This window comes from Paenibacillus sp. 2KB_22 (genome assembly GCF_052115745.1).
Classification (GTDB): Bacteria; Bacillota; Bacilli; order Paenibacillales; family Paenibacillaceae; genus Paenibacillus.
In genome coordinates, this window is record NZ_JBFRHG010000007.1 from 161,627 (window position 1) to 180,385 (window position 18,759).

General features: G+C 46.5%; 18 protein-coding genes. 8 read left to right on the forward strand and 10 right to left on the reverse strand.

The features are described 5' to 3' along the window. Positions 1-4 precede the first annotated feature (4 nt). The 5 genes from AB4111_RS27225 to AB4111_RS27245 all read right to left on the reverse strand — a co-directional run bounded on the left by AB4111_RS27225 (position 5) and on the right by AB4111_RS27245 (position 3,960). Complete coding sequence (locus AB4111_RS27225; protein ID WP_442034142.1) at positions 5-1,027, reverse strand: hypothetical protein; 1,023 nt, start codon at positions 1,025-1,027, stop codon at positions 5-7. Positions 1,028-1,051: 24 nt separating this feature from the next. Beyond that, the gene (locus tag AB4111_RS27230; RefSeq protein WP_442034143.1) at positions 1,052-2,050 is read right to left on the reverse strand and encodes a hypothetical protein; all 999 of its coding nucleotides are present in this window, start codon (positions 2,048-2,050) and stop codon (positions 1,052-1,054) included. A gap of 98 nt (positions 2,051-2,148) precedes the next feature. Then, positions 2,149-3,048, reverse strand: a complete 900-nt coding sequence (locus AB4111_RS27235; protein ID WP_442034144.1) for a helix-turn-helix transcriptional regulator — start codon at positions 3,046-3,048, stop codon at positions 2,149-2,151. 84 nt (positions 3,049-3,132) lie between these two features. Next, positions 3,133-3,321: a hypothetical protein gene (locus AB4111_RS27240; RefSeq protein WP_442034146.1), complete on the reverse strand. Its 189-nt coding sequence runs from the start codon at positions 3,319-3,321 to the stop codon at positions 3,133-3,135. A gap of 315 nt (positions 3,322-3,636) precedes the next feature. Then, positions 3,637-3,960, reverse strand: coding sequence for an ArsR/SmtB family transcription factor (locus AB4111_RS27245; RefSeq protein ID WP_253441061.1), 324 nt, complete (start codon positions 3,958-3,960; stop codon positions 3,637-3,639). 206 nt (positions 3,961-4,166) lie between these two features. On the opposite strand from AB4111_RS27245, the gene AB4111_RS27250 reads away from it, so the two are divergent. Next, the gene (locus AB4111_RS27250; RefSeq protein ID WP_442034148.1) at positions 4,167-5,546 is read left to right on the forward strand and encodes an MFS transporter; all 1,380 of its coding nucleotides are present in this window, start codon (positions 4,167-4,169) and stop codon (positions 5,544-5,546) included. A 113-nt stretch (positions 5,547-5,659) separates the two neighbouring features. Here AB4111_RS27250 and AB4111_RS27255 read toward each other — a convergent pair whose 3' ends face one another. The 3 genes from AB4111_RS27255 to AB4111_RS27265 form a co-directional block, all read right to left on the reverse strand. Beyond that, positions 5,660-6,109: a nuclear transport factor 2 family protein gene (locus AB4111_RS27255; protein ID WP_074096526.1), complete on the reverse strand. Its 450-nt coding sequence runs from the start codon at positions 6,107-6,109 to the stop codon at positions 5,660-5,662. Positions 6,110-6,318: 209 nt separating this feature from the next. Beyond that, a complete protein-coding gene (locus tag AB4111_RS27260) occupies positions 6,319-6,729 on the reverse strand; it encodes an RrF2 family transcriptional regulator (RefSeq protein WP_091019160.1) in 411 nt (136 codons plus the stop codon). A gap of 106 nt (positions 6,730-6,835) precedes the next feature. Continuing rightward, a complete protein-coding gene (locus AB4111_RS27265) occupies positions 6,836-7,675 on the reverse strand; it encodes a helix-turn-helix domain-containing protein (protein ID WP_442034150.1) in 840 nt (279 codons plus the stop codon). A gap of 118 nt (positions 7,676-7,793) precedes the next feature. Here AB4111_RS27265 and AB4111_RS27270 point away from each other — a divergent pair, with 118 nt between their 5' ends. Both AB4111_RS27270 and AB4111_RS27275 read left to right on the forward strand, forming a co-directional pair. Next, positions 7,794-8,798 carry a Gfo/Idh/MocA family protein gene (locus AB4111_RS27270; RefSeq protein ID WP_091019157.1) on the forward strand — a complete coding sequence of 335 codons (1,005 nt, stop codon included), beginning with the start codon at positions 7,794-7,796 and terminating at the stop codon, positions 8,796-8,798. A 20-nt stretch (positions 8,799-8,818) separates the two neighbouring features. Continuing rightward, positions 8,819-9,766, forward strand: coding sequence for an aldo/keto reductase (locus tag AB4111_RS27275; RefSeq protein ID WP_442034153.1), 948 nt, complete (start codon positions 8,819-8,821; stop codon positions 9,764-9,766). Between the two features lie 274 nt (positions 9,767-10,040). Here the strand turns inward: AB4111_RS27275 and AB4111_RS27280 are convergent, their stop codons facing one another. After that, on the reverse strand, positions 10,041-11,060 hold the full coding sequence (locus tag AB4111_RS27280) for a Gfo/Idh/MocA family protein (protein ID WP_442034155.1): 1,020 nt from the start codon (positions 11,058-11,060) through the stop codon (positions 10,041-10,043). 85 nt (positions 11,061-11,145) lie between these two features. After that, on the reverse strand, positions 11,146-11,922 hold the full coding sequence (locus AB4111_RS27285) for a sugar phosphate isomerase/epimerase family protein (RefSeq protein ID WP_442034157.1): 777 nt from the start codon (positions 11,920-11,922) through the stop codon (positions 11,146-11,148). Positions 11,923-12,119: 197 nt separating this feature from the next. Here AB4111_RS27285 and AB4111_RS27290 point away from each other — a divergent pair, with 197 nt between their 5' ends. The 5 genes from AB4111_RS27290 to AB4111_RS27310 all read left to right on the forward strand — a co-directional run bounded on the left by AB4111_RS27290 (position 12,120) and on the right by AB4111_RS27310 (position 18,649). Next, a complete protein-coding gene (locus AB4111_RS27290; RefSeq protein WP_442034159.1) occupies positions 12,120-12,947 on the forward strand; it encodes an AraC family transcriptional regulator in 828 nt (275 codons plus the stop codon). 225 nt (positions 12,948-13,172) lie between these two features. Then, entirely contained in the window at positions 13,173-13,874 is a 702-nt protein-coding gene (locus tag AB4111_RS27295) for a response regulator transcription factor (RefSeq protein ID WP_442034161.1), read from the forward strand. 21 nt (positions 13,875-13,895) lie between these two features. Then, entirely contained in the window at positions 13,896-15,338 is a 1,443-nt protein-coding gene (locus AB4111_RS27300; RefSeq protein WP_442034163.1) for a sensor histidine kinase, read from the forward strand. 146 nt (positions 15,339-15,484) lie between these two features. Continuing rightward, positions 15,485-16,243, forward strand: coding sequence for an ABC transporter ATP-binding protein (locus tag AB4111_RS27305; protein ID WP_253441098.1), 759 nt, complete (start codon positions 15,485-15,487; stop codon positions 16,241-16,243). Positions 16,244-16,246: 3 nt separating this feature from the next. Next, positions 16,247-18,649 (forward strand): ABC transporter permease, encoded by a 2,403-nt coding sequence (locus AB4111_RS27310; RefSeq protein ID WP_442034166.1) that lies wholly within the window; start codon positions 16,247-16,249, stop codon positions 18,647-18,649. The last annotated feature ends 110 nt before the right edge of the window (positions 18,650-18,759 follow it).

Consider the following 18,759-nt stretch of genomic DNA (forward strand, 5'->3'; position numbering starts at 1 on the left):
CCACTCATCTTAAACCTATGTCGTCAAAGCGATTGCCTATCGTCTCTGGAAAGGCACGTTTAATGGCATCAATGGCACGTTGTTCCGCCGCCCCTGCCTTTCGGATAAGCTTAATCACGTTTTGCACACAGTCTGGTTCTCTCGAATCCCAAGCGATGGAGTCATCTATCACCTCAACGATCATTGTATACAGGTTTGCGAGTAGCTCATACTCGTATATAACCTGATCCATTTGAATAGACAGATGCTTAAGTCCTGCAACATAAGAGGCAATATCCAGTCTTGATTTGGCATAATAGCGAAGTACAGCTGCCGCTTGTTCTGCGTCATAGGTTTCTGTCTGCAAAACAACAGCAATAGCGGCATACGCAGCAGCTCCACAGGCATAATCCTGGGACGGCAGCATGTAGTCATGGGTTTCCCATTTGTACACGGCCTGGATTAACGATTCCTTGCAGACTTCCCATTGATCTATCGGTGCACAAGCTTCCAGCACCTGATAGTACCAGTAGGGTGTACTGTTTCTCCCCAACGAATCATAGGGCAGACGAATGACTTCATTCCCCTTACTTTCACAGATGAATAGCACCCGTCCCACATCATCATATCCAGTAACAATGACAAATTGATCGTGCCAGAGAATTGCACCTATGCCTCGGTCAATGGACGCCTTGATGTCCAGCACGGCCTGCTTCTGATAGAGCGGAAAAGTCGGTTCAAATGAAAATCCACCATGTTGTCCCGTTGTTACGCCAAGAAAATCAGCCGCCACAAAGTTCTCTGCCATCCAGTTGTATGCCGAGATTGATTCTGCGGTCAGACGCCGATCCACCACTAATCGGAATGCACTTGCCGTCATACCTGCAATCATGTGGCGCGGGAAATCCATCCACTGTGTGTGCAATAAAATGCGGTACATCGCATCTGTATACGAACCCACACCGTTCCATGATAGGTGTGCATCAGCAGAGGTTGGGGCTTGCGGGAAGCGAATCCAGTCCTGCAATACTACTTTTGTCGCCATCATCCTTCACTCCCTTCCTCTCTCATCCTATCGTGCTGAATGTGCTCCCCACCGTGGTATAGTGGACCTTTTACGGTCAGGATACTTCCTGGATATCAATCGAAAATAATCAATAGCCTGCTCTTCTAACGCTTTCGCCTTCACTAGTACCTGTGCTAGATCTTCTGTGGTATCTGGTCTCAAGACACGTCTATTCTCGTGCTGTACCATATATCCTTTCATTTGGTCAATTAACGTCCCAAGCTGTTCATAACATGTACAAGCCTGGTCCAGTTCGTTCCATATCCCTCGAACATCCTGCAAATACATTCTTATTTCGGTTCGCGAATGGCAGAAGGATTCCAAAATATAACCCGCACCCGACTCATCAAAATCCCCACTCCGCAGGGCCATTACCCACACATCATATGCCTTTCTACCTGAAGCAATATTCTGATCAGGTAACAGACGATAGGGAATATCCCAATCCTCAATCGCCAGTCGCAGGGATTCCAGCAGCATCTGTTGTTCAGGGATGCGGATCTGATCACCAAATACCTGACAATACCAAAATCCGGTAGAGTTTAAGCCGAAATTGTCATACAACAAAATCTGCGGTTCCTTGCTCCATCCGTCTTGCACATAAAAGATGCGGTCACGGTCATCATATCCATGAATAACACCGAACTCAGGAATCCAGTAAATCACACCAGTGCCTTCATCAATACTACGTCTCACCCAATTCACTGCATCCTGCTGGTAATAACCAAACGTGGAATGACGTGTACGTCCCCCATCCCAAATCGTGAATATTCCCAGGTTATCGACTCCCGGACGATGTGCTTCCCCCCATTGTCCATACGCTGTAACTGACATGGGAAGTAGTCGGCGATGCACCGATAGCTTGAAAGCCATGCCCGTATATCCGGCAAGTAAAACCTTGGAACCTTGAAACTGACCCGTATGGGTTAGTATCGCATGCAGACTATCCACGTATGATTTGGACTCCCGCTTCATGATGAGGTTATTTAACACGACTTCAGCCAAGGGAAAAGCTCCTCTCCATGGTGGTTTTCCTGATGTATTTACGAGAAACAGCAGTTTGCTCTGCATCTGCTCGTTTGTTGCCTGTTTACAGACTCACTCTATGTTCCAAGCCTGTGGATCAACCCTTCTGCGCTTTGCTGAAGCTTGCGTCTAAGCCATCCTGGAGACAAAAGTTCTTCCCATTCGCTAATAAACAAATGCTGCAAGAAAGCGTCCGTGTCATAAAATTCAATCGAATAAATCTGATTTTGCCTATCCCGAATACGATACCCTTGCCATAGGTCCATTTGCTGCAATTCCTTAAAGCGAATCTCAGCTACAAACGGTTTACGCACAGGCAGCGGTTCTTCCCATCCACCTAGGAGAGCATCTGATCTGTACTCAAATCTCTCATCCGATATTGATACATGAACAATGCCTTCCAATCGAATTGCCACTTGCTGCACAGGGTCTGCTTCATAGCCCACCACGTAATCGGCGTTGAACTGGGATATCATCTTTAATGGACACATGGAAAATTGTCGTTCCCCCTCGTGATCCCTGTAATGAATATGTACTCTACGCAAGTCGCTTATAGCATGGGATATCAATTCAAAGAATTGCAGCTGCTTCGGTTGCGCCGAAAACACCGGAAGCTCACCACTTCCCATCTGTTGTTCCTCCAACGTAAAACGCTCCAGTAAATGTGCTACACGTTTCACCGCGTCCGATTGATCATAATCATAATGCCGGTAACGATGTGCCAAATATTTCAGCACACGCTGCTCTTCTTCTGTCATATATAAATGGGGCAATCGAAAGGTCTGATCCTCGTAACAATAGCCCCGATATTTTGCCATATATACCAGGGGGGCGCGCAGGGAGTTTGCCATATATTCAATATCACGCTGAGCCTGACGACGAGAAATCTCAAATTCACGGGCAAGCCAACTGCTGTTAGGAAAACGTCCTCCCCGAATCTGTTCGTCAAACCAGTGAATCCGATGCATATTACTCATCTTTCCGCCCCCCGATCTCTTCCGATCCTAATTCACTTATTATATCAAAAGACATGGCCTGTTCCGAAGAACAGGCCTGATATGTCAGACGTGTGCCATATCCACTCTGGATTGCATAGCTTTGAAGCATTTCTTGCATACCTTCAAACTTGTACCGTCTGTTTTCGTTCGCGTATACAACAATTTAATTCGGGTACTGTTGCATACCGGGCATGTTCCCCGGCCCCTGGAAGGAAGACTCCACAAAATGCGTCCTCTTTTGGTTTTTGCCAATGGTAGTGAACCTCTTTTCGATATGGTTTGTGTGTTCACCGTTATTATATATGGCATGGTACGACACAGAATGTCGCATCAGTTTTAAAGGTTGTTCAAAAAGTCCCCAATGATCACGAAGTAGCCCAAGAAGCGAACTCGACATCGAATCTTGCGTTCACCTTCGGAGTCCGGTGCTCATGTAGGTTTGCCTACACTCCGCTCCTCCTCCTTCAGGTTCTCGCAACCTTCTCGGTGCTGAATCGTTAACTTTTTGAACATGCCGTATTAGAAAATAAAAAATGTCCCCTCTTCGACCTGAAGAAAGGACAACATTTAGGAAAGATCTGTGCTCGACTGAGCTGCGGCCTGCAATAATGGTTGCAAGAGTCCTGGAAAGCGCGTTTCCAAATCTTCAGACCGCAGGGTGAGAAAATGCTGGGTACCTTGCACTCTGACCCGAATAACTCCGGCTTCCCGCAGGGTTCGAATGTGGTGTGACATCGTTGACTTCACAACAGGTGCATGAAAATGACTGCACGGCTGCTCCCCACTTCTTGCTGCTTCTGCAACAATCCCAAGACGGGTCGGGTCACTCAGCGCATACAGTACAGAGGAAAGTTCAATATCTGACACCTGTGGATGATGTAAAATTTTCATGCGGTAGTCTCCTTTTTTCAGACTATGCATTGTATTCTACCACATATCCATGATATATTTCTAATGTTCGACACCAATCGAACTTTAATGATTTCGTTATGAAACCCCTGCTGTTAGGCACGGGATTGACATCATACTACATTTTGCAAATGTTACACACCGTTTCTGAAATGTTGCGAAATACACATCACTTTAGGAGGTTTTTTATGAACAACACCGCAACTGCATCTTCAGGGGAACGGACCGGAATACAAGAAGGATTAATTGTAAGCTTACTTGGCTTCACCGTTGTACTCGTTGTTATGAATACAATGATGTTTAATCTGGCGCTGCCCAAAATTGCAGCCGAATACATGCTTACATCCGTTGCTTCCTCATGGATTGTTACCGGGTATTCCATCGTATTTGCCATTTCCTCGATTACGTTCTCACGTCTATCGGATTTCATACCCATTCGTACATTATTCACGACCGGGCTTACGTTACTTGGCGCCGCTTCCGTTCTCGGGTTCTTTAGTAACCACTTCATCATTTTGCTTATTGCACGTCTGATTCAGGCTGCGGGTGCTGCTTCTGTTCCCGGGCTCGCCATTGTGCTGATTACACGATACATTCCAAATGATCGCCGAGGTAAATCGATGGCTGTCATCATGTCCGCCAGTTCACTTGGGCTTGGACTTGGTCCCGTCATCGGCGGAAGTATTACTCAATTTCTGGGATGGCATGATCTATTTATCGTTACGGGACTAACGTTATTCTTGATTCCTGTATTCTTTAAACTGCTTCCTCGGGAAACACCGCAAAAAGGTTCATTTGACCTTCTGGGTGCCGTGCTTCTTGCCATTGGTACTACCGGTGTGCTGTTATTCCTGACTTCCCGTCAGTGGTTCACGCTTGTTATCGGTGCAGCGGCACTGCTTCTGTTCTGGCTCCGAATTCGGCGCGCAGCAGATCCATTTGTTCAACCTGCTTTGTTCAAAAACAAAAAATATATGATGCTCAGCTCGTTGGGTATTGTATCGTACATCAATAACTTCTCAACGCTGTTCCTGCTGCCGCAAATTTTGGCGCATCTATATGGACTGACCCCTGCTCAATCTGGACTTGTCATCTTCCCGGGTGCAGTCGTGTCCATGCTGCTGTCCAACCGGATCGGTCGAATGATTGACCGACACGGCAATACGTTGCTGCTGAAGTTTGCACCATGGTTGCTACTGGCCGCTGCCGGATTGTTCGCCTTATTTGCAGACAATAACATCTACGCCATTATGGCTGTGTATGTCCTGCTCAGCGTCGGTTTCTCATCGCTGACCACCAGCGTGTCCAATGAATTGTCTGGTAACCTGACCATGGATCAGGTGGGCGCAGGTATGGGACTGTTCCAACTCAGTCAGTTCTTCAGCGGTGCTTTCAGCGTTGCTGTTACTGGTGTAGCATTAACGGCGATGCAGAACTTGCCACTCTCCTCGGCGTACACCAATATTTTCTGGGGTATGACCGTGGTCGCACTGGCATCCGTTATTTTCTCTCAGGTGTATCTGAGAATGCAGTCACGGAAAGTCACAGAATCAACTAGTCGGATCTAAAGTCAGCTACTCTACTCCACTAACCAAAAAAACAGCCCCAAGGGCGCATTCATTGCGCTACTCGGGGCTGTTTTTGGGTTGATCGACTTCTCTATTCTTCTACACTGATTATACTATTCAAACAGGTCCAGACGAAGACGTTTCAGACTTGTATGTTTGATGTACCATTGACCGTCGATTTTGACAAAAGTTTCGTGGTAGTGCCCAAATCCGTGGAAAGATTTGTTCTCATTGCCCTCCGGGAACGTTACCCAATCTTCCATTGGAGAGATGACCTTCGCTTCATTCTCGGATACAAATTCAACTTCGGCGCTATGAACATGATGTACGGTTACGGCAACATCCACCAGATCACGGAATACTTGTACGATGGTGTCGCGACCGGTTAATACCGGAATTGGATTGCCTTCTGTGCTGAAATCAGCCACTGCATCGGGAGCAAACACATCACCCAAGGTGTCCCATTGTTTCGTATCAATATAACGGCAATAACGCGCCTTGGTGTTCCGAATGTTTTCCAGCGCAAGCAATTGTTCCAGTCCTGTGATCGTTGATTGGCTCATGTGTTGTCCCTCCAGAGATGTAAAATGTGATGTAAGATTGGATCAAGTATGTATGCACCTATACCTTCCTTATTGTACCATTCCACTTCTATTAGGCACAACGATACAAAAAATCTTTCCTTACCTCTCGCGAGGTTGGGGAAAGATCTGGATATACCTATGGTAGACGAGTTAATCCCATCAATTCAAGCCTCACTTCTAGCCCCAAGCTACTGCTGTGCACTCCAACTCTTCATCTGGGAAGCGAGTTCTGACATTTTCTTATTGTTCAGGAAACTCTCCATCTCTTCTTCCGCCTGAACCATCACCTGCTGGATCAAACAGCCTGCGTTATGATTCTGGGAACATTCGAACAAGGATGCCTGACCTTCAATCGCATGAATGATCTCCAGGAAAGAAGGGTCGGGATTTTTACGACTAAGCCGATAACCACCATTGGCACCGGATGTGGATTCGATCATGCCCGCCTTAACCAATTTGGTCAATATTTTGGATAGATAGGTTGGTGATACCTTCTGCAATTCTGCAAGTTGGTGGACACTAACCAGCTGTTCGGGGGCAGTACTTACAAGATGAAGCATGGTATGCAAAGCATAATTTGTTGCTTTTGAATATTTCATGAGGGCACCTCATTATACACGGATTTAATTTATCCATAATAGACTTGATTGAGCTCTCTGTCAAACCACTACACTCCAAGCGCTGGCAACATCGACAGGATACGGGTTAATTGTGATACAATCCGCGATAATCCGTAGGTGTCATCCCCTCATGAGCCATAAACTGGCGGTTAAAATAACTGGCATTGGGATATCCCGCTTCCTCTGCAATCTGTCCAATGTTGGCCGTAGGCCGCTCCAGTAACCATTGCTTCGCCATCTGTAGTCGTGAACGAGTGATAAACTCCATAGGTGTCATCTCTACAGCACTCTTGAACATTTTGCAAAAGTAATATGAACTCACACCTGCAAGATCCGCCCAGTCCTGTAACAGGAAAGGTTGACAGGCCTCTTGCTGCATCTGTGGAAGAAGTGCAAGTACCCGGCTCTCCGCCTTACTTGTGGTACGTGTGTTCTTCAAAGGTACTGCATGCTGCACGAACTCGGCGAGTACGGCATAGGTCAATGTGGATAGCTGAGCCGGACGCAGCATGGTGTTCTGTTCCGCTTCAGTCAGCAAGGCCAGATGAGCCTCTTCCCAAGAGCTGCGTTGCCGCAGTGTCCATAACAGGTTACGATGTAACCCCCGCTCAATCATATAATCATGCAGACGTTCACCGTAAAAATGAACCCATCGTACATCCCATGGATCATCTTCACTACTATAATAATGCTGTCGCTGCTGCGGGAAATAGAGTACCGCCTGACCTGCACGAAGTTCATGCTCCACCCCGTCCACTTCCACATATCCCTTGCCCGAAGCGACGTAGTGAATATTAAAGTTGTTCAGTACACCTACCTCCCGCAACACGGAATGCTGGACGTGATCCATATAATGTCCAACGGATTCGGGATAACAAAAATATGGAATATCCTGCAGGGTAAGCAATACGGTTTGTCTCATCATAGCCGGTCCTCCTTGATCAACAATATTGTGTTAACTAACTTCAATATATTATCATTTTAATTCGTTGGTCTATTCATTATAATCACAATATACATTTATACACAGGAGGATACAACACATGAATTCAGTTCAAAAATTACGTTGGGGCATTCTTGGTAGCGCTAGCATTGCTGTGGAATCCGTCATTCCTGGCTTGCAGCAATCCGAGTTGAACGAAGTAACCGCGATTGCCAGTCGAGACGAAGATAAAGCCAAACAGACGGCCGAACAACTTGGGATCGACAAGGCTTATGGCAGTTATGAAGCTTTGCTCGCCGATGATTCCATTGATGCCGTATATATCCCGCTTCCGAATCATCTGCATCGGGAATGGACGATCCGGGCTGCTGAAGCAGGCAAACATATTTTGTGCGAAAAACCACTGGCTCTGACAGAGCAGGAAGCTCAGGAGATGGTTCAAGCTTGTGCAGATGCAGGTGTGCATCTCGCGGAAGCATTCATGTACCGTCATCATCCACGTTATGAGCAGATCAGGGATATCATTGCCAGTGGTGAGATTGGTGAGATCCGTGGTATTCACAGCACATTTTCATTTAATAACTCCAATGCATCCGGCAATGTCCGCTTTCGGAAGGAGTGGGGTGGAGGTGCACTGTATGATATCGGATGTTATTCCATCAGCGTAGCACGTCTGCTACTTGGTCAGGAACCGAGTGCAGTTACCGTTATTGGCATGTTCTCCCCACAGCATGATCAGGTCGATATGATGGCTTCCGGACTGCTGGAATTCGATAATCACGTTGGTGTGACGTTTGACAGCAGCATGTGGGCGGCCTTCCGAAACACGCTCGAAGTTCTAGGTTCTGATGGCATCATTGAGGTACCATCGGCCTTTATCGGTCGTCAGGATCGCAGTTCCAACTTCTATGTAACGGCTGGCGGTGAACGCAAAGAGATTGAAGTTCCGCAAGTGAACCACTACTCTCTACAGGGAGATGACATGGCACGTGCCGTACTTCAGGGCAAGGATCTGCGCTTCGCCCCTTCCGATGCGGTAGCTAATATGAAAGTGCTGGAAGCTTGCCTTCGTTCAGCGGAAGAACGCACACGAATTACACTATAATTGAGAGGATGAACTGACTTATGGAATATATCGAAATTGCTGGTGCAGGTAAACGCGTCTCCAGATTGATTAAAGGAACGGATTATTTCGTGCATAATGCTTACGATAAAGCAGCTACGAACATGGATGCTTTTCTATCGATTGGCGGTAACACCGTCGATACAGCACATATTTATTGTGGTGGACAGAGTGAAGAAGTCCTTGGTCGTTACATGAAGGAACGCGGTAACCGTGACCAGATCGTCATTCTCACCAAAGGCGCGCATCACGACCAGAATGGGCCACGCGTGAACGCTGATGCCATCCGCAGTGACTTGATGGAAAGTCTGGAGCGTCTTCAGACAGATCATGTAGAGATGTATGCCTTGCACCGGGATGATCCAAATATCCCTGTCAGTGTTATTCTTGAAGCATTAAACGAACATATTGAATCCGGCAAAATAGGCGCAATTGGCGCCTCCAACTGGACCTGGCAGCGGCTCGAGGAAGCCAATGCTTACGCTGCGGCAAACGGCTTGAAGGGCTTCACATTCAGCAGTCCGAACCTCAGTCTCGCCAAAGCAAACGAACCTTTCTGGGAAGGCTGTGTGTCAGCTGATGCAGAGACGCTGGCATGGCATGAACAAACCAAGCTGCCATTGCTGTCCTGGTCCTCCCAAGCGCGTGGTTTCTTCACGGGAAGATTCACACCTGAAGTTCGGGATAACGAAGATCTGGTGCGTGTATTCTACAGTGATGGCAACTGGGAACGGTTACGCCGGGCTGAACAATTGGCTAATTCGAAGAAAACATCACCCATTCAGATTGCACTCGCTTATGTATTGAATCAGGCGTTCCCAACCTGTGCCCTGATCGGTGCCCAGAATCAAGCGGAACTGCTCTCCTGTGACGAAGGATCTCGCATCACGTTGACTCCTGCTGAAATCGCATGGCTGGATCTGGGCAGTGATGTACCTGCTGGCATCTAAAGAATATTAATCATTCTATCATTAGCTTTAATGAGTATAAGGGGCTGATATTCCGCGATAGCGCGGAATATCAGCCTTTTCTGTTGTGTAAAAGCGATCCAATATGTAAACCCTGCTGCACAATTACCGTATTCCTGTTACTGTTCTCTTTCCCCTACTCGGTTGGGGAGAAATATAGAAGGACTTACCCCAGAATACATTTCTGAAGGTAAGTCCCTTATATCATGGATTAAGACGCATAGAATGTTAGTAATTGCACTGTCATTCGTATGGATTACAGTTTAACGATCTGACCTGTTTTCTCGGATTCGAATGCTGCCAGGATCACTTGCAGGGAACGTAAGCCCTCTTCCCCGGAAATCGCTGGAGGTGTTTGCGTTACAATTGACTCTACAAATGCGTCAATTACACCACTCGGCACTTGTTTCTCGTTGGTAGCCATGGCACCAACTTTGTACGTCTCAACTGTACCATTGGTCAGCTCAACGATAACTTCATCGCCTTCCACTGTTCCGATCTTCATAACGCCATTCTCGCACCACAACACTGTACTGTTATCTCCAGCTCTGTATTGTGTCCAGCTTGCTACCAGCGTTCCGATCGCTCCGCTCTTCATACGCAGCAAACAAGTTGCGTTATCGTCAACTTGAGTTCCTTCCTTGTGCAGTGTGCTGATGAAACCAGCCACTTCAGACACTTCATCATTCAGCAAGTAACGGATGAAGTCTGATTTGTGCACGCCAAGGTCACCCATCGCGCCCATAATAGCTTCTTCTTTACGGAAGAACCAGCTTTCAGCACCGTCCACACTCCATCCTTCCGGACCCGGGTGACCAAACGATGTACGGAAATTCAGGACTTTACCGAGTTTGCCGGAGTCGAGAATTTCTTTTGCTTTTACGTGAGGAGGCATCAGACGCTGGTTGTGTCCAACCATCAGATACACGCCATTTTTCTTGGCAGCTTCAATCATTTGCTCGCCTTCTTCGGTGGATACTGCCATTGGTTTCTCAACCAATACATGCTTGCCTGCATTGGCAGCAGCAATCGCCATTGGCGCATGCAGATAGTTTGGTGTACACACACTAACGGCATCCACCGTTTCGTTTGCTAGCAATTCTTCGTAACTGGAGTAAGCTTTACCTCCGTAAGTTTCGGCCATTTCTTCCGCCCGCTCCACGATCGGATCAGCAAAAGCGACAAGTTCCACGTTCTCATTGGCAGCGTACTCCGGAATATGTCTGCGCTGGGCAATGGCTCCACAGCCGAATACAGCAACTTTAATTTTACTCATGTATATAAGTCTCCTTTGACAAATAAGATTCAGCATTTTTCATAATTCGATTCAATTCGTTCTTAGATTATGCAAAAAGCTTAGATTAAAATTGGTTCAAATAGTTCTGTTTCAGCCAGTTGTAGCTATTGGATACGCTCTCAAGCGGTGGGTTCTGACATACGTCTTGTTCCACGATCAGCCATTCCACGCCTGCATTCGTAGCGCCTTCAATAACAGCTGGCAGGTCAACCGAACCTTGTCCCAGTTCCAGTGTTTTCATCTGGCCCTGTTCGTCTTTGCTGAAGTCCTTCAGATGAAGCAGCGGCAAGCGACCCGCATATTTATTAATATACTCGATCGGATTTTGTCCCGCAAATTGCACCCAACATACGTCCATTTCCACTTTTACCGCTTCCGGCGATGTTTGAGCGAACATGGCATCAAAGGCATTGGCATCCCCAACCTGGCCGTGGAATTCAAAGTCATGGTTATGGTATCCGAAGATCAACCCTTGCTTCGCCGCTTCAGCTCCATATTGTTGCAATTCGGCGAACAGCTTGTTCCAGCCCTCTGCGTCCGCTGGACGATCTTCTGGCATCAGGTAAGGGCAAATGATATATTGTGCACCAATTGTTTTCAGGTAATCGATTTGTTTTTGCAAGTCCTCGCGCATCGCATGTAGTGAAACGTGACTGCTGAATCCTTTCAGTCCAAGTTCATCTAGTAGCGCTTTCATTTCCTCAGCTGGAATATCACCATATCCGGCAAACTCCACACCTTCATATCCAAGGGCCGCTACCTTACGCAACGTACCACGAAAATCTGCTGCAGTTTCATCACGGAGTGTAAACAATTGCAAACCAATATTAAGTTTTTTCATGTAGGATACACCTCTGTTCTCAAATTTGCTTTCATTGCTCTATCTGGTATCATCCTAACGCAAAACAGGCTAGAATGAACATATACAATATAGTCAGAACATGAACTATCTGGTCAAATTTTATTTCCATCATTTTGCATCTATTGAATGTACCCATTTGATTGCATGCAGGATGTACATATTGGGGGATTTTATCTTTGGATACGTTAGAGACATCTGTACTGATCTGTGACTACTCATACCACTATAAAGCGTTCACTCATAATATGAAGGGCGAGCTGCAAACCTATCTGTTCCGTCTACAGACAGAAGGTTCGTGCAAAGTGTATGTACAGGATGAAGAATTCAGGATGACTAGCGGGGATCTGCTGCTGCTCAAACCTGGCGACGACTATCATCTCGTGGTGGATGAACCACATAAGGAAGGACGCTTGTCCAGCGGAGATTATTATCTGTTCTGCGAGGGCAGTTGGATCGAGAACTGGTGGAAAAGGCAGCAACGATCTACCGTGAGCCGGATTGGACTTGATGATAAGCTCATCAGCCTATGGAGAAATATGTTGCTTGAGAAACGTCGGGGACCTCTTGAGGAAAATGCGGAGCTAAAGGATGCGTTACTGCGCGGGTTATGTCTATATATTGACCGGGCAATTAAAGAGAATATTCAGACCGATCGGGCAGTTTCCTCTGCGCTGAAGTTAAAACGTTATATTGAGGAGCATGCCACGGTTACGTTCAAGCTTGAGGAAGCGGCACGTTATGCCGGACTCAGCCTGTCGCGTGCAGTCCGTTTATTCAAGGAGCACTACAATCAGACCATGATTCAATACGCGATTGAGATCCGTCTGAATGCGGCGCTGGAACGCATGAAATACAGCGAAATGACCCTGGAGCATATTGCCGAATCCTGCGGTTTTGCGAGCTACTCCTATTTCCACCGGGTATTCCGGGCGCACTTCGGTGTGTCTCCGGCGGAGTATCTCAAATCCAGACAGCACGAGCCTATCGATCTAGAACGAATATGACGTATTAGTATCAGAAACCCATGACCTTCAAGCAGGTTCATGGGTTATTTTGATAAGACGAAACTTGTAGACGGCTACTTGTAGTGCCTTGATTAATAAGAATGATGTTCACTTCAATATTTATGTGACTCCTACAGAACAAGACTGTACAATTATATAGGACATTTATTTCACAAATTTATACATATCCATTCATTTCACATCTATCATACTGGAGCGATACATATGCTAACCCACCCGCGCAAAGTCCTCATTATCGAGGATGAACCGGATATCTCACGTATTTTGCGAGATTATTTAACCAAAAATCAATATGAAGCCGCCGTGGCAGTCACTGGACAAGATGGACTTCAGATTATGGAGCTTATTCAACCAGACTACATCATTCTGGATATTATGCTTCCGGACATGGACGGGATCGAGGTCTGTAGAGAGATCCGAAGGCGCAATAATATCCCCATCCTCATTCTAAGTGCCAGAGGCAGTGATACCGACAAGGTACTTGGACTTGGCTTTGGAGCAGATGACTATATGACCAAGCCCTTCTCGCTGAGTGAACTGTTAGCACGGATTAATGCTCACTTTAGACGTTACGACAGCATGACATCAGACCGGGACAGAACAGATCTACTGCGTCTTGGAAATCTTGTGATCGATAAAAAAGCCTACAAAGTTACATTGAATGGATTGGAAGTGTCTCTGTCTGCCAAGGAATTCGAGTTACTTCATTATCTGGCAAGCCATAAAAATCAGGTATTCTCCAAAGTCCAGTTGCTTGACGCCATCTGGGGATATGCAACCTATGGGGATGAAAACACCGTAACCGTGTACATACGCAGACTGCGGGAAAAAATCGAGGAAGACCCCTCACATCCCACGTTACTAAAAACAGTCTGGGGGGTCGGATATAAATTCAATCATGAATAAAGCTAGAATGGAGACTACTTCATGTCACTTCACACCTGGTCCACACGTTGGCTGAAGACATCCTTGACGCTCCTGTTGATGGTCATGATCTGCAGCGTTGTTTTGTTTCTCGATCTGCTTACCGGCCGAACTGCAGGTGAATCCAACCCAACCATCAATCAGGTTCGTCTCAAGGTTAACCCGCTTCTGCTTGAACTGGAACAAAACCGCCATAGACTGCGTGATCCGGTGATTCAGAACAAACTGCGTTCTGCAGCCATTGATAAGAACATTCAATTTTCCTATGTCGGACTGGATGGGGTGATTTTGCTGTCCTCCGCTTCTTCGTCCGAAGGCACCCAAGTGAACCTTAGATCTGCCCTTCATTATAATCTGAAAGATGCATTGCAGCTCGCAGATGGAGATGATTCACTGGGCATTGCATTTCCCATAATGGATGGCCCGGGGGGCAGCCAGATCGGAAACGCCATTTTTACCGTACCCAAATCACTTGTTTTTGCTCAGCAGCCTGTCACTTTTCCGTTATTCATCCTGGGCAGCCTGATCATCATATCCCTCATGCTGATGCTTCTTCTGATCATCATGGCTCGCAGGGTCAGAGAACGTATGCTTACTCCTGTTAACCAATTGAAACAGCATGCCGAATCGATACTCAAAGGACAATATGAGGAACAGATTCAATATAACCGTAACGACGAGATGGGCGGACTTTACGCTATGCTTGACTTGATGCGGACGGAGATCATGCATTTGAGTGAACAGCGCATACGGCAGGAGAAAGCCCAAAAAGAACTCATCACTAACATATCTCATGAACTCAAAACGCCAATCACAACGGTAAAAGCATACATAGAAGCCATATCGGAAGGGCTTTGCGCGGATGAGGAAACACTGATGGAATACATGGAAATTATGCGAACTCATACAGATAAAACGGCACGGCTCGTTGAAGATTTGCTGGTTCATGCGCTTCAGGAGCTTGGGCAGATTTCGGTTGAGCCCCGAGAGGTATACAGTCGTGCCGTATTTGAAAACATGCTCAGACCCATTGGGCATATCGTAAGAGTTAATGGACTGATATACGAGGAATCCGCAGCTATTCCAAATGTGCTCATACGAATGGACCCTGTTCGCATCGAACAGGTTGTCTCCAATCTCGTATCCAACGCACTCAAACACACCGCTCCCGGGGATTACATTCGAGTTTGTGCAGAACTGGATAATGGACAATTCAAGCTTACGATCGCCGATTCCGGTCAAGGCATGCGTGCTCAGGATATGCCTTTTGTGTTTGAACGATATTTCCGGGGAAGCTCATCCTTGACTTCTTCCGGTATACATGAAGGAACGGGGCTTGGCCTCTCCATCTGCAAAAGCATCATTGAAGCACATGGAGGGCAGATCAGTTTTTCCAGCAAGGTAGGTCAGGGCACCATCTTTCAGTTCAGCCTGCCCATCTGTTAAGTCGCACTCTCTCACGTCATTTTATGGGCACCTTCCTGTTTTCGGATATATCCGGAATGGTGTAATACTTTATTCATAATTTGATAATTCTTCCTCAACATCCTCCCTTTATTATGAATGATATACTGCAACGGGGAGTGATCCACTTGACCAGAACATCTATCATTCGTGCTCAAAACTTATGCAAAACATACAATACCGGAAGTGAACAGTATCACGCTATTCGTAATGTCGATCTTGATATCTATGAAGGAGACTTCACAGTGATCATGGGTAATTCCGGTTCAGGCAAATCCACACTTTTATATTTGCTTAGCGGACTCGATCACGTGACAGCTGGAGAGGTTTATTTTCAGGATCAACGCATTGATGCCTACGGTGAGCGGGAAATGTCTGATTTCCGCACCCGCCGAATTGGCTACATCTATCAAAGCATCAACCTTGTTCCGGACCTTTCCATTCAGGATAACATTGCTCTTCCAGGATATATTGCTGGGAACAAAAAAAATGAAGTAAAAGCTCGGGCGGCCCATCTTATGAAGGCCATGGACATCGACAGTCAGAACAATCGCCTGCCCTCCCAAACTTCCGGGGGACAGCAGCAGCGGGCAGCTATTGCACGCGCACTCATCAATTCACCGGATATTATATTTGCCGACGAACCTACCGGAAGTTTGAACTATGATCACGGGAAAGCGGTGCTGGACATCCTCACAGATATTAACCGGAAAGGACAATCGGTGGTCATGGTGACACATGACATCAAGGCCGCTTGCCGCGCCGACCGCCTGATCTTTGTCCGAGATGGTAAAGTCGGAGGTATTCTCGAGTTCGATAAATATGACGAAACCCAGATTCAGAATCGGGAATCCATGGTCTTCGCCTTCGTGTCGGGGAAGGAGTAACCTATGGCCGCCATTCTAAAGCTGAGTTTTTCTTATCTGAGTAAAAATAAAATTCAAAACCTGTTCATCACCCTGCTTATTTTGCTGTCTACACTACTGGTGTCCACATCTGTCATCATTCTGGCCAATACGGGTAACCAGTTCGAGGAGATGCATAGTCGGACCAACGGGTCCCATCAGATCTTGACGTTCGACAAAGGACTGAATGATCCCCAAACTGTGCATGACTGGTGGGCCGCCCAGAACGGTGTTCAAGTCTCACCTTTGCTTACTTACCGCACCTTGTCGGGCATCACTTTTGGTGGCACTGACATCCCTAACCTTTATCTATACATGATGAATACCCCGCCTCCTCCGTGGAGTGTAGATGAACTTGTATTTGCAAGTGGTACACAGCATTCGGCTCCTGAACAAGGAAGTGTATGGATCCCAACCTCCATGGCGAATGGTTATAACATCGCTGTCGGTGATACCATTCAATTCAAAACCGGATCAACCACACTTGACCTCGCAGTCTCAGCTATTGTTGTGGATGTTCCTTATGGAGCACCGTTCACCAATACGGCAAGAATTTGGATGAACAGTACGGATTACCAAAATGATTTAAGTACGCTTGCAGGAAAAGATATTCACATGATGGGCATCCATTTTGATGATTACAGTACGAACTCCAGCTACTGGGATCGTTATACAAGCGAGACGGGTGCCCCCTTTCTGGAAACCAAAATGGAATTTGAAAGTATCTCATCCTTTTATCTGATCATCAATCAGATCGTCGGGTTCATTATGATATTCTTAGGGGGCGTCATGATGATTATTGCCCTCATTACGATTGGCTTCACCATATCCGATGCCATTCTGGCCAACTACAAAACGATAGGTATCCTTAAATCGCTGGGACTCACTTCCCGGGGCACCATTGGTACCTACGTCATTCAATATGCCCTGCTGTCCATCATCGCCGTTCTTCCCGGGCTGGTACTTAGCGTATTCGTCTCCAAATTCATCATCAACATCTCCGTATCATCCCTGCGGACTGGCCAGGGTGATCTTCCAATTGAGGGCACTGGAGCTGCTATTGTTGTAGGGCTACTGTTACTCGTCTTGGTTATTGCATTCGTCGTGTTATACGCCAGAAAAGCTCGCACGATCGAGCCTGTTCAGGCCATTCGGTACGGTATGTCGGAGAGCGACAATGTACGCATGGCGCGACGAATGAATTCACCGCTCACAAACCGGGCCTTGTTTGGACGATTGCCTGTCTCTTTTGTCATCGGCATACGCAATCTGATCAAAAACAGCAAAAGCTCGGTTCTGATGTTATTGCTAACAACGATGGCTGCTTCCGTCCTTGTCCTCGGCTATGTTGTACTGACCAGCATTACCGGAATCTATCAGACGGCGGCCAAATGGGGTTATGACAATGCTAACATTGCCGCAGTCGTTGTAAACAAAGCTACGTTTCCGAGAGCAGAGCTGCAGAACGTATTGGAAGAAGACCCTCGCATCAAAAATGTGGGCTGGCAAGGGAACATCACCGGAGTTATCCTTCCAGATGATTCAACCGACGTGGCCAGCCAGTCTACCAGTCTTTATCTAAGAGTACTGGATGGAAGCTATCAAGATCTTGGGTTTGAGACGTTGAGAGGAAACAATCCGGAACGCGAAAATGAAATTTCAATCGGGGTTAGTGTTGCCAAGATGTTAAACAAGAATATGGGAGATCTCATTGATCTCTACATTGAAGGAGAAAAGCGCACGTTCATGATTTCGGGCATCTATCAGGCCATCTCCGACATGTCGGTATCCGGAAGAATCACAGCTCAAGCGGTTCGAAGCGTGAATCCGAATTACGGAGATGTAGATGTCGCGTTTATTAATGTCAACGATCCTTCACAGGCAGGAGCCATTGCTAACCAATTGAATGAGCGGTTCAAAGACTCTGCTTCCATCGTCACGCAAAAAACGCTGCTGGATTCTGTTTATGCAGAAGCTGCAAGCATTCTTGTGTACCCCATGGCTCTAATGGGTCTGCTGTTCATTTTGGTTACATTCATTATTATTTTCAGTACCTGCCGGATCAGCATTCGCAAAGAGAGCAAGACGTATGGCATATATAAGTCGATTGGAATGACATCTGGAAAAATCCGTTTCTCCATTGCTACCGGAGTAGTTGCATTAGCTCTGATTGGTTCAATGCTTGGAGTCATTGTAGGCGTATACCTTCTCCCCCTGTTACTTGAAAAAGTCCTATCGGGATACGGTATCGTCCAGATTCCTCTTATTTTGAACTGGGGAGGCATTATACTCTTTGCTTGTCTGAGTATTCTTGCCGCAGCTCTAGGATCGTGGGTATCGTCCAAGGTGATTCGTCAGGCATCGCCGCGTATTCTTGTCGTCGAATAACATGTAGAAAACAGTTATTAAAATACATGACAATATATTTCAAAAAAAAATCTAAATCCGACATATAAATAGTCCTATATACCTAGCAACGATAGGTATGATAGACTTAA